Source organism: Rhodococcus sp. Q (assembly GCF_005503035.1).
Classification (GTDB): domain Bacteria; phylum Actinomycetota; class Actinomycetes; order Mycobacteriales; family Mycobacteriaceae; genus Rhodococcus_G.
Genome location: NZ_SCOY01000020.1, coordinates 55976 through 69258 on the forward strand (window position 1 = coordinate 55976; position 13283 = coordinate 69258).

Annotated in this window: 10 protein-coding genes and 1 pseudogene; 6 read left to right on the forward strand and 5 right to left on the reverse strand. The window is 69.4% G+C overall.

Going from position 1 to position 13283, the window contains the following annotated elements; all coding sequences use genetic code 11:
* Positions 1–61: 61 nt before the first annotated feature.
* Positions 62–1543, forward strand: coding sequence for an adenylate/guanylate cyclase domain-containing protein (locus FFS72_RS18005; RefSeq protein ID WP_137875200.1), 1482 nt, complete (start codon positions 62–64; stop codon positions 1541–1543).
* Positions 1544–1550: 7 nt separating this feature from the next.
* Here the strand turns inward: FFS72_RS18005 and FFS72_RS18010 are convergent, their stop codons facing one another.
* Together FFS72_RS18010 and FFS72_RS18015 are read right to left on the reverse strand one after the other, a co-directional pair.
* Positions 1551–2240, reverse strand: a complete 690-nt coding sequence (locus FFS72_RS18010; RefSeq protein WP_137875201.1) for a DUF8176 domain-containing protein — start codon at positions 2238–2240, stop codon at positions 1551–1553.
* Between the two features lie 57 nt (positions 2241–2297).
* On the reverse strand, positions 2298–3470 hold the full coding sequence (locus FFS72_RS18015) for an insoluble domain protein (RefSeq protein ID WP_137875202.1): 1173 nt from the start codon (positions 3468–3470) through the stop codon (positions 2298–2300).
* A 438-nt stretch (positions 3471–3908) separates the two neighbouring features.
* Here FFS72_RS18015 and FFS72_RS18020 point away from each other — a divergent pair, with 438 nt between their 5' ends.
* Both FFS72_RS18020 and rraA read left to right on the forward strand, forming a co-directional pair.
* The gene (locus tag FFS72_RS18020; RefSeq protein WP_137875203.1) at positions 3909–4313 is read left to right on the forward strand and encodes a DUF5313 family protein; all 405 of its coding nucleotides are present in this window, start codon (positions 3909–3911) and stop codon (positions 4311–4313) included.
* A gap of 44 nt (positions 4314–4357) precedes the next feature.
* The gene (gene rraA, locus FFS72_RS18025; protein WP_137875204.1) at positions 4358–4837 is read left to right on the forward strand and encodes a ribonuclease E activity regulator RraA; all 480 of its coding nucleotides are present in this window, start codon (positions 4358–4360) and stop codon (positions 4835–4837) included.
* Positions 4838–4907: 70 nt separating this feature from the next.
* Here rraA and FFS72_RS18030 read toward each other — a convergent pair.
* From FFS72_RS18030 to FFS72_RS18040, 3 genes and pseudogenes are all read right to left on the reverse strand, one after another.
* Positions 4908–5261, reverse strand: a pseudogene (locus FFS72_RS18030) (L,D-transpeptidase); the annotation flags it as partial.
* Between the two features lie 341 nt (positions 5262–5602).
* On the reverse strand, positions 5603–7033 hold the full coding sequence (locus FFS72_RS18035) for an alkaline phosphatase PhoX (protein WP_050066853.1): 1431 nt from the start codon (positions 7031–7033) through the stop codon (positions 5603–5605).
* 1048 nt (positions 7034–8081) lie between these two features.
* Positions 8082–8303 (reverse strand): RNA-binding S4 domain-containing protein, encoded by a 222-nt coding sequence (locus FFS72_RS18040; protein WP_137875206.1) that lies wholly within the window; start codon positions 8301–8303, stop codon positions 8082–8084.
* A gap of 48 nt (positions 8304–8351) precedes the next feature.
* Between FFS72_RS18040 and lysX the strand changes: the two genes are divergently transcribed.
* Genes lysX through FFS72_RS18055 form a run of 3 tightly spaced genes read left to right on the forward strand, consistent with a single transcriptional unit; the run spans position 8352 to position 13269 of the window.
* Positions 8352–11705, forward strand: a complete 3354-nt coding sequence (gene lysX, locus FFS72_RS18045; protein WP_137875207.1) for a bifunctional lysylphosphatidylglycerol synthetase/lysine--tRNA ligase LysX — start codon at positions 8352–8354, stop codon at positions 11703–11705.
* On the forward strand, positions 11702–12400 hold the full coding sequence (locus tag FFS72_RS18050; protein ID WP_249353388.1) for a DUF998 domain-containing protein: 699 nt from the start codon (positions 11702–11704) through the stop codon (positions 12398–12400). Before lysX ends, FFS72_RS18050 begins: the two co-directional genes overlap by 4 nt.
* Positions 12397–13269, forward strand: coding sequence for an alpha/beta fold hydrolase (locus FFS72_RS18055; RefSeq protein ID WP_249353389.1), 873 nt, complete (start codon positions 12397–12399; stop codon positions 13267–13269). Before FFS72_RS18050 ends, FFS72_RS18055 begins: the two co-directional genes overlap by 4 nt.
* Positions 13270–13283: the final 14 nt, after the last annotated feature.

A 13283-nucleotide genomic window follows, 5' to 3' on the forward strand; every position in this document is an offset into this window, starting at 1 on the left:
CAAGGACAGGCGGTCGTCCATGCGGCGACGACCACCGCATCACCGGACTACCGTGAGGGGTATGGACCCACCGGTCACCCGGTACGTCCAGCGCGACGGTTCTGCGCTGGCCTATCAGGCGCTGGGCGACGGCGAACCCGAGGTCGTGTGGTATTTCGAGATCGGCCTGCATCCGGACCTGATGTGGACCGACCCCCACCTGCACTACCTGTTCGAGCGAACCGCCGACCGGGGACGTTCCGTCAACATGCTGCGACGCGGCTTCGGCCTGTCCGACCCCGTCGACCACGTCCCTGACATCGACGAACAGGCCGACGACGTGCTCGCCGTCATGGACGACGCCGGAATACGCACCGCGATTCTGTCCGGAACCGGCAGCACCTGCGGACCGCTCGTCCTCGTCGCCGCGCGACACCCGGAACGGGTCGACGCCCTCGTCCTGAACCAGCCGATCGTCGAAGGGCTGGTTCAGCCGGACGGCCGCACCCCACCCGGCTGGGAGGGACACGACCCCGCGGCCTACGTCGCGGGATGGCGCGACGTCTACGACCACTGGGGATCCGGACGCACCCTGGAGATGTGGGATCCGTCGGCCGACTCGCCCCTGAACCGGCGGCTGATGGGCCTGCTGGAACGATCCACCGCGACTCCCACGACCGCCCGCGCGCACCTCGAGTGGCTGGTGCACATGAACTGCTGGGACGCACTCGACTCGATCCAGTGCCCCACCCGAGTCCTGCATCCCGGCGGGTCACCACGACCGCAGTCCGTGTGCGAGCGGATCACCACCGCCATCCCGAACGCGACGATGTCCGTCCTGCCCGAGGCGTCGCCCGGTGCCTCGCTCGGCGAGGCGTGGTTGCCGGTGCTCGAGGAGGTGGAGCAGGTCGACAACCACGCCGCCACCATCGGCGACGTCGACCGGTTCCTCGGCTGTGTCCTGTTCACCGACGTCGTCGACTCCACCACGACACTGGCAGCATTGGGCGACCACGACTACCGGGACCTGCTGTCCGCTCACGAACGGGCCGTCCGGGACGCGGTCGACCGGCACGGCGGTCGCCTCGTGAACGTCTCGGGTGACGGAACGTTCAGCGTGTTCGACGGCGCCTCCGACGCCGTCCGTTGCGCCGACACCGTCTGCCGGGACGGGAGGCGCCTCGGACTCGCGGTGCGCACGGGCGTGCACACCGGTCCCCTCGAACGCAGCGGGCCCGACCTCACCGGAATGACCGTGCACGTCGGGGCACGCATCGGCGCCCTCGCCGGCCCCGGCGAAGTCCTGGTCTCGCGCGCCGTCCGTGATCTGACCGCAGGATCCGGTCTCCGGTACACCTCGCGAGGCTCCCACGTCCTCAAGGGCGTGCCCGGACGATGGGCCCTGTTCACCCTGACCGACACCACGAGAACGGTCGTCCCGCGCCACAGGCCACGTCTGACCGCCGTCGACCGCGCGGTCCTCACCGCCGCACGCCGGACACCTCAGGTCCTCCGGGCCGCCGTCCGGATGGCGTACGCCAGGCAACCGTCGAACAAGACCTGACGAACGACTACCCTTCGCGACTCCTGATCGCGGTGATCCGCGTGCCGTCGGGTGTGGTCACGGTCATCACCGTCTGGGGGTAGTGCTCGACGGTCCCGTCCGGGCGACGTTCGAACACGTCCACCGAGTACGCCCCCTCGGTGGCCTTCCGGACCAGCACGCAGTGATTCGTGCCGACGGGGATCTGCCGAATGCCCTCGTCGAGTTGCTCCGCGGTGCCGACCCGACCGTCCGGGGCGACGTGCTCCCTCGCCCGCCGACCGTCCCGAAGGACGTAGTAGGCCCGCTCGAAGCCCGCGATCGCTGCCGCGCCGGGATCCTCGGACTCGGTCGTCGCCGGAGCACCCGCGCCGAGCCCCTCACACCAGGTGGTGTCCTCGACGGCAGGCGCGGCCGGTTCGGCGACGACCGAATCCGGTTCGGGGTCGGACGAATTCAGGGTGAGACCGGCCGCCGCGAGCGCTCCCGCGACCGCCAGTGCCGCGACCACGGCGATGACGCCGCCCCGCCGCCGACGACGCGTGCGCGGCGTCGGGGCATCCGAGTTCGCTGTGCGCGCCACGGGAGTCCGGACCGGAGGGGACGCCGGGCCGGCCTTCAGCCACCCCGGTTCTTCCACGTCGGACACGTCGGTGCCACTCGGTTCCGTGGCCACCCACCTGTCGAACTCCTCCGGAGACAGCTCCGACCGGTCCATACCCTTCGACCTCCCACGACACGCAATCGCCTGCGCGAGCGGAGTTTAGAGCACCCCTCAGACCAGTCCTGCCTGGACTGCACCGCTCGCCGCACCGGACTGCTGGACCTGCGGCTCGAAGATGTCCGCGGCGTCCGCACCGGACGCGTCGAGCCCCGCGACGAACTCCGCGCCGCCCGGGAGCGCGACAACGGCGCCACGCGCCTGCTCGCCGGCCGCCGCGATCTGCGGGGGAACCCAGAAGGCGGCAGCGCGGACCGCGCCCGCGACCTGCTGTCCACCCGGGATGGTCTCGATCTGCTCGAGTGCGCCGCGCGTCGACGCCGTGACGGCGGCCTCGTCGACGGTCGGGGCCTGGCTCAGCTGCATCTCGATCGGCTCCGAAAGCGTGTCGCCCGCACCGAACGCCATGCCGTGTGCAGCACCGACACCCGCGCCGACAGCGCCCGCGACGAGTGCGGTCGGGACACCGGCCACCGCAGCACCGATCGCGGCACCACCCGCGGTCGCGATGACAGGCGCACCGACGTGCCCCACGCCCGGAAGGAGGAATCCCGCCGCGGGCGCCAGTCCTACACCGAAGTTCCCCCCGAGGTATCCACCGACCAGTCCGCCGGCAACGGCGGCCGGAATCCCCACTGCGGCAGCGGTTCCGAGCCCGCCGAGTGCGGCACCTCCGATGGTGGCGGCACCGATGCGGTCGGCGCGGGACGCCTCGACGCCCGTCGACCTCCAGAAGGTGTTCACCTGCGCCTCGTACACGGCCGCGGAGTTGTTGGTCCGCTCGAGAACGGTATCCGACATCCAGTTCGGCTGGTCCGCAACGTAATCACCGATACGGAGGCGCTCCTCGGGTGCCTCGATCGGGGCGACGGGCTCCACGGCGACCGGCAGGTGCAGCTGAGACACGGCTGCGGGTGCGATCGGTGCGTCGTTCTCGTAGTACGACGTCGGAGCGGTACGGGTGGGGACGTTGTCGTATTCGACTGGAGGCGCGACCCAGTACTCCTTCGGCTCCTCCACCGGCTCGGGTGCGGGAGCGGGAGCGGATTCGGCGACGGGCACACCGGGCTGCAGATCGGGGGCGTCCTCGACGGCGACACCCGGCTGCTGCGCAGGCGCCGAGTTCGCGACACCGGCGCACACGATCGCCAACGCCACCGGCACTGCGCCTGCGACCGTGACTCGCTCGGCGCGACGGCGATGCCGCCCCTTCGAAACAGTGTTCATGACAATTCCCTCCGGTGGTCCGGTGCTGCGAGATCCGCGCGCGAAAGTCGTGCGGAGCGATGGCGTGGAACGGGAGGCGCACTGCCGATGCGTGGCCACGACGATATGAAGACGCCGTTCACTGTTTCCCCCCCGGGACGGCGGACGCGCGGCGAACGCGCGCGACCACACAGTTTCGCTTCATCCGGGCCCCCATCGGGTACGCCTCGGACGACTCCCTGCTGGGAGTGCTCAGTGCGGAATACTAGGTGCGGTCATCGGCGGCCGACAAGCCGAACCAACTGCCGGACCGACCGTTCGGTCTGCGTGCGATCTCCGGTTTCGTCACTGTTTCCCCAGTTCAAACACTGCCTCCACCTCGATTCGTGATCTCCATCACATCGAATGGGCGTGCGCCCCGCACGACACGTCCAGGGGTGCCGGAACTATCCTTGATTGATGTCCGACCAGCACAAACCCAGCGCCACGCAGTACCTCGGCTACCTGTTCGGCCGCACCCTGCCCGACTCCATGCAGGAGTGGGTCCGCAACGACCTCGTCGGCCCCGGATCGTCGGTCCGATACGTCCTGCGTTTCACGCTGCCACTGATTCCGATCTTCGTCGCGTTCTATCTGCTCGTGCCCGGCGAGCGTTGGATTCCGCTGGCGATGATGGCGCTGCTGCTGCTTCCGGTGTTGTATTTCGCTGTGGCGCTGATGAACATCTACCGCAGGCATCGCCTCCTCGCGCACGGCCTCGACGCCGATCTGCTCAACGAGCGCGCCCAGCGGCGCGCTGCCCGGACGCGGGACGACTACGAGTCGCGTCACGGGCGCGGCGAGCAGTCCGGTACCGGCCGGTAACAAGGAACTAGGCTGTGGATGATTCGCCAACGAAGGGACATCCCATGACCGAGCAGGTCGCCACCGCCGATCTGGCCGACGAGATCGGCCCCGACATCCGTAGCTGCGACACGCAGTTCCTCCAGTTCGGCGGGCATGCAGTGTTTTCCGGCCGCATCACCACCATCAAGTGCTTCCAGGACAACCTGCTCGTCAAGCAGACGTTGAGTGAGCCCGGCAACGGTGGCGTCCTCGTCGTCGACGGCGACGCGAGCGTCCACACCGCCCTCGTCGGCGACATCATCGGCGGCCGCGGTGTCGACAACGGCTGGGCAGGCGTCATCGTCAACGGCGCGGTCCGCGACTCCGCGATCCTGCGGACCCTCGAGATCGGCATCAAGGCCCTCGGCACCAACCCCCGCAAGAGCACCCAGACCGGTTCGGGTGAGAAGAACGTCCCCGTCACCTTCGGCGGCGTGACGTTCAACCCCGGCGAGATGGTCTACAGCGACCACGACGGCGTCGTGGTCCGCGCGGAGGACTGACCCCCGCACCGCCGAGCGTGCACCTACCGTCGCCGTCACTCGCGACGCCGCGACGGTAGGTGCCCACTCGTCAGCCGACGATCGTGACCAGGTCTCCGACCTGCACGTTGTCGTAGAACCACCGCGCGTTCTCGGTACTCAGGTTGATGCAGCCGTGACTGACGTTCTCGTACCCCTGCGACTCCACCGACCACGGCGCCGCGTGCACGAAGATCCCGCCCCACGTGAGGCGCACCGCGTACTCGGTCTCGATGCGATACCCCTCGGGCGCGTCGATCGGCACACCGTAGGTGGACGAATCCATCACCAGATACCGGAACTTCTCGAGCACTTCGAAGGTGCCCAGTGGTGTCTCGTACCCCGGTTTGCCCATCGACGCCGGCATGACGCGAACCTCGCCTGCCGCGTCGACCGTGAACGTGTGGGCAGTGACGTCGCCGACCGCGGACGTCAGCTGAGCCGACGCGGACGGTGCGGCGAATGCCCACTGCAACAACAGAACCGCCGCCGCTGCCACCACCAGCCGCATCCACGTGGACCGCACTCGATGTGAAGTTCTCATGGCCACACCGCCCTTCGAACTGACGTGACCGATCACTCCAGTGTGGCACCGTAAGACGCCGTACAACAGTGCCCGCTCGGCCGCCCCTCCCCTTACCCCCGAACGAGAGTGCACCTGGGGGCACCTCCCTGCACGAAGTGCTTGGGGGAACGTCGCATCACCCGCGTGGGGATGCAGGCAGGTGCACTCTCGGCTCGTGTGGGTCAGGAACCGAAGGACGAGCCGCCGGTGGCACGGCGCCAGGGGCCGCGGATGGCGACGACGATGCCCGGCGTCTGAATGTTCGCGAACAACGTCCTGCCGTCGGCGCTGAACGCGGGGCCGGCGAACTCGCTGTCGTTCAGGTCGTTTCGAGCGATCACGAACGGATCGCCCTCCTCGCCGACACCGATGAGGTGGCTGACGCCCTCGCCGTCCTCGGCGAGGATCACGCCGCCGTGCGGCGACACCGTGATGTTGTCGGGACCGTCGTAGTTGCCGGTGTCGACGGCCGGGTCCGGGTTGACGCCGAACAGCGTCTTCAACTCCACGGTCTTCGTGGCGGGGTCGTAGAACCACACCTGGCCGTCGTGCTCGGCGACGCTGCCGTCGCTGGTGCGCGCGTAGCTGGCGACGAAGTACGCGCCGCCGTGGCCCCACCACTGGCCTTCGAGCTTGCGGCTGCGGGTGACCTGCTCGTTCGTGAACTGCTTGCGCACCGGCGTCGACTTGGCGTCGCGGTCGGGGACGTCGACCCACTCCACGGTGTAGCGGACGCCCGGCACGGTGGCCTGCGACAGGTCCGGCACGTGAACGCCGTCGGCGAAGCACTTCATGGCCTGCAGGCTGCCCGCGGTGTCCCCGCCCGGCGACTTCGCCAGCGCGTGCAGCGCACCCGGGCCACCGACGAATCCCTGCGGCGGCGTCCACCGGTAGAACAGGCCGTTCGGGCCGGAGGCGTCCTCGGTGAGATAGATGGCGCTGGTCGCGGGATCGACGGCGACGGCTTCGTGGGCGTAGCGGCCCAGGAACTTCAGCGGGATCCCGCTCTTGCCGACGTTCGCGGCCTGGCTCGCGGGGTCGACCTCGAAGACGTAGCCGTGGTCGAGGGTGAAGCCCTTCGAGCCCGCCTTCGCCTCCGTCTCCTCGCAGGTGAGCCACGTGCCCCACGGCGTGATGCCGCCCGCGCAGTTGTTGACGGTGCCTGCGACGCTCACGTACTGGCCCTGGCGTGCACCGTTCGGGCCGACCGTGGTGGTCGTGGTGCCGCCGCGGGCACCCGGGTCGTAGGTGATGCCGTCGACGACCGGAACACCGAACGGTTCGTCACTGCCGACCTCGTGGTTGGTGACGATGACGGTGGTCGCGCCGCGGGCGAACACGCCGTTGGCGTCGGGGTCGCTCGGCACCGGGGAGCCGTCGTCGAGGAGGGTTTCACCCGACTTGGCGATGATGGAGTAGGAGAATCCGACAGGCAGCGCGAGGATTCCGGCGGGGTCCGGGACGAGCGGGCCGTACCCGAGCCCCAGTCCGGGCTGAGCTGCAGCGACCGCGGGACGGAACACGGTGTCGACGCTCCCCGCGAGGGCAACGCCGATTCCGGCGAGGGCGGTTCGACCGATGAACGCGCGTCGGTTGAACGATGAAGTGGTCACAGTGCGGATACCTCCGTGGGCTGGTGAGGACCGCACGGACGCTAGGCACCGTATCTCCGGGGCGCGTGGCCACAGGGTGACGGCGCCGTGAACCGCTCGAAAACTCTTGCACCGCAGCACTTTCAGTGAACATCCAGCACACCAGTACATTTCGGACAACTCTGAATGCCGCTACCCCGCTCTGTCCGGTACCGCGAGCGTGCCGTCACTGGTGCTCTACACTCTGCCGTCGGGGTGTCGACGATCGGGGGATCAGTTGCCGGAAGACGTGAAGGTGTCGCGCGAACTGCTGCTCGCGATGCACTACCAGCAGACCTACTCGAATCGACTTGCGATGGGTACGGACTAGCCGTGCGGACTCGCCCGGTTGCCATCGCGACGATTCTCGCCGCCGCGGCATTCATCGCGGCGGGCTGCGCTGCCGGAGAAGGCAGCGAATCGTCCGCGGCCGCCCCCACCACGGCGCTGCCGCCGTGGAACTACCCACCCGCCGAGTACCGCTCCGAAATCGCGATCCCACTCGACGAGGCGACCGCCGACGCCGCACGGTTCGCCATGCAGTACCGGATTGACAGGCCGCGCGCACTCGACGATCGCGACGGGGCCACCAGCATTCTTTCCCGAGTCTCACCCGAGGAAGCGCTACCCGACTGGTATCACCCAACCGGTACACCGAATCCTGCGACCGGCGGCGAGCTGTACAAGACCGTGGGCGCGAAGGTGATCGACGACCAGGGCACCATCGAGTTCACCCTCTGCGAGTACTTCACACCCGGCCTCTCTCTACTACCGAGACCGCGATACCGGCGGCCTGTTCGCCGGCAGCAACCACCTGCTCTACACGCTGTGGAGTCCTCGCGTCCGCTTCACCACAGAGAACGCAGCGGACGGCAGGACAACCACCGAACCCCGGTGGCTCGTCGTCGGGCACGGAAAGCAACTCCTCACGCCATCCGAGCGCGACCTGAAGGATCAAGCGTGCCGGCCGTACATGCCCGAACCGTTCGTCCAGATCACACCCACGCCGCGGTGAGTGTCGGGCCGACCGTCACTCCCGCGCGACGCGCGCGCTCATCCCGCCGATCTCCACGACGTCGCCCTCCCGCAGCTGCCGACCGCGCCGCACTTCGACGTCGCCGTTGACGGTGACGTGGCCGTCGGCGATCACCTCTTTGCCTTCGGCGCCTGATTCGATGAGGTTGGCGAGTTTGAGGAACTGGCCGAGGCGGATGACTTCGTCACGGATGGGGACGTCTTCGGGGGCGGACATGCCCTCCATCATCCCGCACCGGACTCGGCGAGCCCTCACACTGGGTTCATGCCGCCGACCGCCACAGGTGAACTGTCAGCTCCGTCGAAGCCGAGTCCATCACGTGCGTTACGTCGCCCGACCGCCTCACGCCTGTCGCAGGTACCGCACATCGCGGGCCTGATCATCGGCGTCTTCGCCGTGCTGGTGTTCCTGTGGAGCCTGTCGCCGGTGATCCGGTACCTGGTCCGCCCGGTCCGCGTGTACATCGACGACTACTACTTCGACGCGCCCGACACGAGCTTCGCGTGGGCACTCGTGCTCGGCCTGCTCGCCGCGGCCCTCGCCAGCCGCAAGCGGATCGCGTGGTGGTTGCTGACGGTCTACCTGACCCTGATCGGGTTGGCGAATCTCGCCGTCGCCATCGCCGACCGCGACGCCAACGCGGCCGTCGCGTGCGCGGTGCACGTCGCGGTGATCGCGCTCCTCGTCGCGGCCCGGCCGCAGTTCTACACCCGGGTGCGCCGCGGAGCCGTCTGGAAGGCGCTCGGCGTCCTGGTCGCCGGGCTGGCACTCGGCACGCTCGTCGGGTGGGGCCTGGTGGAACTCTTCCCGGGATCACTGCCGCAGGACGAACGGTTCCTGTGGGCGTTGAACCGGGTGACGGCCCTCGCCGCCGTGGACAACGAGCAGTTCAGCGGCCGTCCGCACGGATTCGTCAACACGCTGCTCGGCCTGTTCGGTGCGCTCGCGCTGCTCGCGGCCGTCGTGGTGTTGTTCCGATCGCAGCGCGCGTCGAACGCGTTGACGGGCCACGACGAGTCCGCGCTGCGGGGTCTGCTGGCGCGGTCCGGCGGCGACGACTCGCTCGGCTACTTCGCGACCCGCCGCGACAAGGCCGTCGTGTTCGCGCCGTCGGGGAAGGCGGCCGTCACCTACCGCGTCGAGGTGGGAGTGTGCCTGGCCAGCGGCGATCCGATCGGCGACGAGGAGGCGTGGCCGCACGCCATCGACGCCTGGCTGGACCTCGCCGCGAAGTACGGGTGGACGCCCGCGGTCATGGGGGCGAGCGAAGCGGGAGCCACCGCGTACGACCGCGCCGGGCTCGTGGTGCTGCAGCTCGGTGACGAGGCGATCCTGCACACCCGCGATTTCGACCTCGCCGGACGCGACATGCGGCAGGTGCGGCAGGCCGTGAACCGCGTCCACAAGCAAGGGGTGACGGTGCGGATCCGGCGGCACCGCGACGTCCCGCCCGAAGACATGGCACGGGTGGTCGCGCTGGCCGACGCCTGGCGCGACACCGAGACCGAACGCGGCTTCTCGATGGCGCTGGGACGGCTCGGAGATCCGGCCGACGGCGACTGCCTGCTCGTCGAAGCCCTCGGACCGGAGGGGGACGGCGGAACCCCGGGCGAGGTCTTCGGCATCCTGTCGCTGGTCCCGTGGGGCGCGAACGGGGTGTCGCTGGATCTGATGCGCCGCAACCCGCAGTCACCGAACGGGACCGTGGAACTCATGGTCACCGAGCTCGCCACCCAGGGCGAACGGTTCGGCATCAACCGGATCTCGTTGAACTTCGCGGTGTTCCGGTCCGTGTTCGAGGAGGGTGCACGGATCGGCGCAGGCCCGGTGCTGCGGATGTGGCGGTCGCTGCTGGTGTTTGCGTCGAAGTGGTGGCAGTTGGAGGCGCTGTACCGGTCGAACGTGAAGTACAAGCCGGATTGGGCGCCGCGGTACCTGTGCTTCGCCGATCGACGGGTCCTGCCGAAGGTCGGCGTCGCGTCCGCGATCGCGGAGGGCTTCCTGACGCTGCCGAGCTTCCGGCGTGGGGACGCCGCGGCCCACACCGGCGTACACGAATCGGTGCCCACGTCGATCAGTGCGGGACTGCACGCCGACGGCAGCGCCCCCGACGGCGTCGCACCGCTCGTCCCCCCGACCGAGGTGGTGCCTCCCGGCCCACGCAGGCCGGAGCAGGTCCGGGTGCGGATGGACAAGCTCGCCCGCCTCGCCGACGAGGGCGTCGACGCGTACCCGGTGGCGTACCCGCCGACGCACAGCGTCGAAGCGGCGGGGGCGTCACCCGAGGGGACGCAGGTGCGGATCGCGGGACGCGTGCTGCGGATCCGCGCCTATGGCGGCGTCGCATTCGCGGTGGTCCGCGACTGGTCCGGCGACCTTCAGGTGCTGTTCGACCGCGACATCGTCGGCGACCGCCTGGACGAGTTCACCGCAGACTTCGACCTCGGGGACCTCATCGAGGTGAGCGGCAGGATCGGACGCAGTCGCAAGGGCGAGCTGTCGCTGCTGGCGGCGGACTGGCGGATGAACGGCAAGTGCCTGCACCCGCTTCCCGACAAGTGGAAGGGCCTGTCCGACCCGGAAACCCGGGTGCGGCAACGCTATGTGGACCTCGCGATCAACCCGGCCGCGCGTGAGCTGCTGGTGGCGCGGACGGCGATCGTGCGGTCGTTGCGGGACACTCTGACGTCGCGGGCGTTCCTGGAGGTGGAGACGCCGATCCTGCAGCAGGTGCACGGCGGCGCGAACGCGGCCCCGTTCGTCACCCACATCAACGCCTACCACCTGGACCTGTACCTGCGGATCGCGCCGGAGCTGTACCTGAAACGGTTGTGCGTCGCGGGGATGGAGAAGGTGTTCGAGATCGGCCGCGTGTTCCGCAACGAGGGCGTCGACTTCAAGCACAACCCCGAGTTCACGATCCTCGAGGCGTACGAGGCGCACAGCGACTACGAGCGGATGATGGTGCTGTGCCGGGAACTGATCCAGGCGGCGGCGGTCGCCGCGCACGGCCGCGAGATCATCCTGCGGCCCGGCCCGGACGGCGAGATGGTCGAGGTCGACATCTCCGGTGAGTGGCCGGTGAAGACGATGCACGGTGCGGTGTCGGAGAAGATCGGCGTCGACATCGGGCCGGACACACCACTTTCCGAGCTGCACAGCCTGTGCGACGCGCACGAGATCCCGTATCAGCCGGACTGGGACACCGGCGCCGTCGCGCAGGAGATGTACGAGCACCTCGTCGAGGACCACACCGAGTTCCCCACCTTCTACACGAACTTCCCGACGTCGATGTCGCCGCTGACCGGCAAGCACCCGACGATCGAGGGGGTCGCCGCGAAGTGGGATCTCGTCGCGTGGGGCATCGAATTGGGCACCGCCTACAGCGAACTCACCGATCCGATCGACCAGCGGCAGCGACTCACCGAGCAGTCGTTGCTCGCCGCAGGCGGTGACGAGGAGGCGATGGAACTCGACGAGGACTTCCTGCAGGCACTCGAACACGCCATGCCGCCGACCGGTGGCCTCGGCATGGGTGTGGACCGCATCGTCATGCTCATCACGGGCGGCAGCATCCGCGAAACCCTCGCCTTCCCATTGGCCAAACCGAAGCAGTGATCACCGACACGGCGCCCACACCCTCTTCGCACCGAAGAGCGGGCGTCCTCGTCGCACTCCTCGCGATCGGCGCCGTCACGTACACGTCGTGGCTGCTCGAACTCGTCCTGCCGACCGGCCTGGACCCAGCGCGCGCCTACACCAGCGAACTGGCTGCGCTCGATCAACCGTACGGATTCCTTTTTCGCACAGCCGATCTCGTCACCGGAGCGATCCTGCTCGTCGCGGCGATCCTCGCGTTGACGCTGAGACGTCGCCTCCTGACGACCATCGGCTGGGCAGCGCTGGGCGTGTTCGCGGTCGCCACCATGGCGGATTCACGGATGCCCCTGCACTGCGCAGCCCACGCCGGCGCGCAGTGCGCGGCACTGGAGGACGCGGGCGTCTACGACGACGCCCGCCTGCTACACGAGACCACCAGCGCCTCCGCGGCGACGGCTGCGGCCGTGTCCGTGCTGGCGTTCCTCGCCGCCGCGTACCGCTACGGCTGGCCGCGGTGGCTGCGCTGGTCGGTGGTCGGGATCGTCGCCACATACGTCGTCGGGACCGTGTGGACACTGTGGGCGGTGGACGCCGACGGACGCGGTGACGACTTCTGGCTGCTCGGCTACGCCCAGCGTCTGCAACTGCTCGCGGTGTCGGGATGGATCGCGTACCTCGCATTGGTCGCCGCCTGGCAGCGCAGGTCGACGTGACGACTCCGGGTCGGATGATTCGCGTCGACGGCCACGACCTGCACGTGGTGCTGACCGAATGTGCGATTCGGTCGGGTGCCGGCGGGGTGCCGGTCGTGCTGTGTGGCGGACTGGCGGGCAACTGGTTCGACTGGGACGCGGTCGCGGCCGTCCTCGCACGGGACCGGCCGGTGGTGCGGTTCGACCGGCCCGGCTTCGGGCTCAGCGCGCCCTCCGGGATGCCGCCGACCGCGCACGGCGAGGCCGATCGCATCGCCGCCGTCCTCGACGCCGTCGATCTGTCCGGTCCGGTGATCGTCGTCGGGCACTCGCTGGCGGGGTTCTACGTCGAGGCGTTCGCGCGCCTGCACCCGGACCGGACCGCGGCAGTGGTGCTGCTCGACGCGAGCGTGAGCGGCGGCGCGGGGCTGATACCCCGGCGGTGGCGCCTCGCGGCGGCACGGACCGTGGCGTCGGTGGTCACCGCGACCGGCCTGCAGCGCCGGCTGGCCGTGCCTGCGTGGCGTCTGCTCGACCACTCGGCGAGCGCGGGCGATGCGAGGGGCGCCTGGGTGCGACGGATCTGGCGGTCGCCGTCCTATCTGGAAGCGGCGTTGGTGGAGAACGCGGTCTTCCCGGATCTGGCGCGAGAGGTGTTCGCGCTGCGCAGGCGTACGGCGTTCTCGGCGGCGGCGCTGGTGGTCGCCGCGCACACCGGACGCCCGACACCGTGGGGCGCCCTGTGGCTGCGCAGTCAACGACGACTGGCATCGACGCTCGGAGCGCGGTTCGAGGTACTCCGTCCGGCGCACCATGTGGCGATGGTCGATCAACCCGATCGGCTCGCGGACCTGATTCGGACGGTTGCCGGTCCCGACCCGCGCCGATAGACGCCGGGGCCGTC

Bases quoted from the DNA above. Each gene is read 5' to 3' on its own strand.
- FFS72_RS18005 (WP_137875200.1), top strand. From the start codon at position 62: ATGGACCCACCGGTCACCCGGTACGTCCAGCGCGACGGTTCTGCGCTG.
- FFS72_RS18015 (WP_137875202.1), bottom strand. From the start codon at position 3,470: ATGAACACTGTTTCGAAGGGGCGGCATCGCCGTCGCGCCGAGCGAGTC.
- FFS72_RS18040 (WP_137875206.1), bottom strand. From the start codon at position 8,303: ATGTCCGCCCCCGAAGACGTCCCCATCCGTGACGAAGTCATCCGCCTC.
- rraA (WP_137875204.1), top strand. From the start codon at position 4,358: ATGACCGAGCAGGTCGCCACCGCCGATCTGGCCGACGAGATCGGCCCC.
- lysX (WP_137875207.1), top strand. From the start codon at position 8,352: ATGCCGCCGACCGCCACAGGTGAACTGTCAGCTCCGTCGAAGCCGAGT.
- FFS72_RS18010 (WP_137875201.1), bottom strand. From the start codon at position 2,240: ATGGACCGGTCGGAGCTGTCTCCGGAGGAGTTCGACAGGTGGGTGGCC.
- FFS72_RS18020 (WP_137875203.1), top strand. From the start codon at position 3,909: ATGTCCGACCAGCACAAACCCAGCGCCACGCAGTACCTCGGCTACCTG.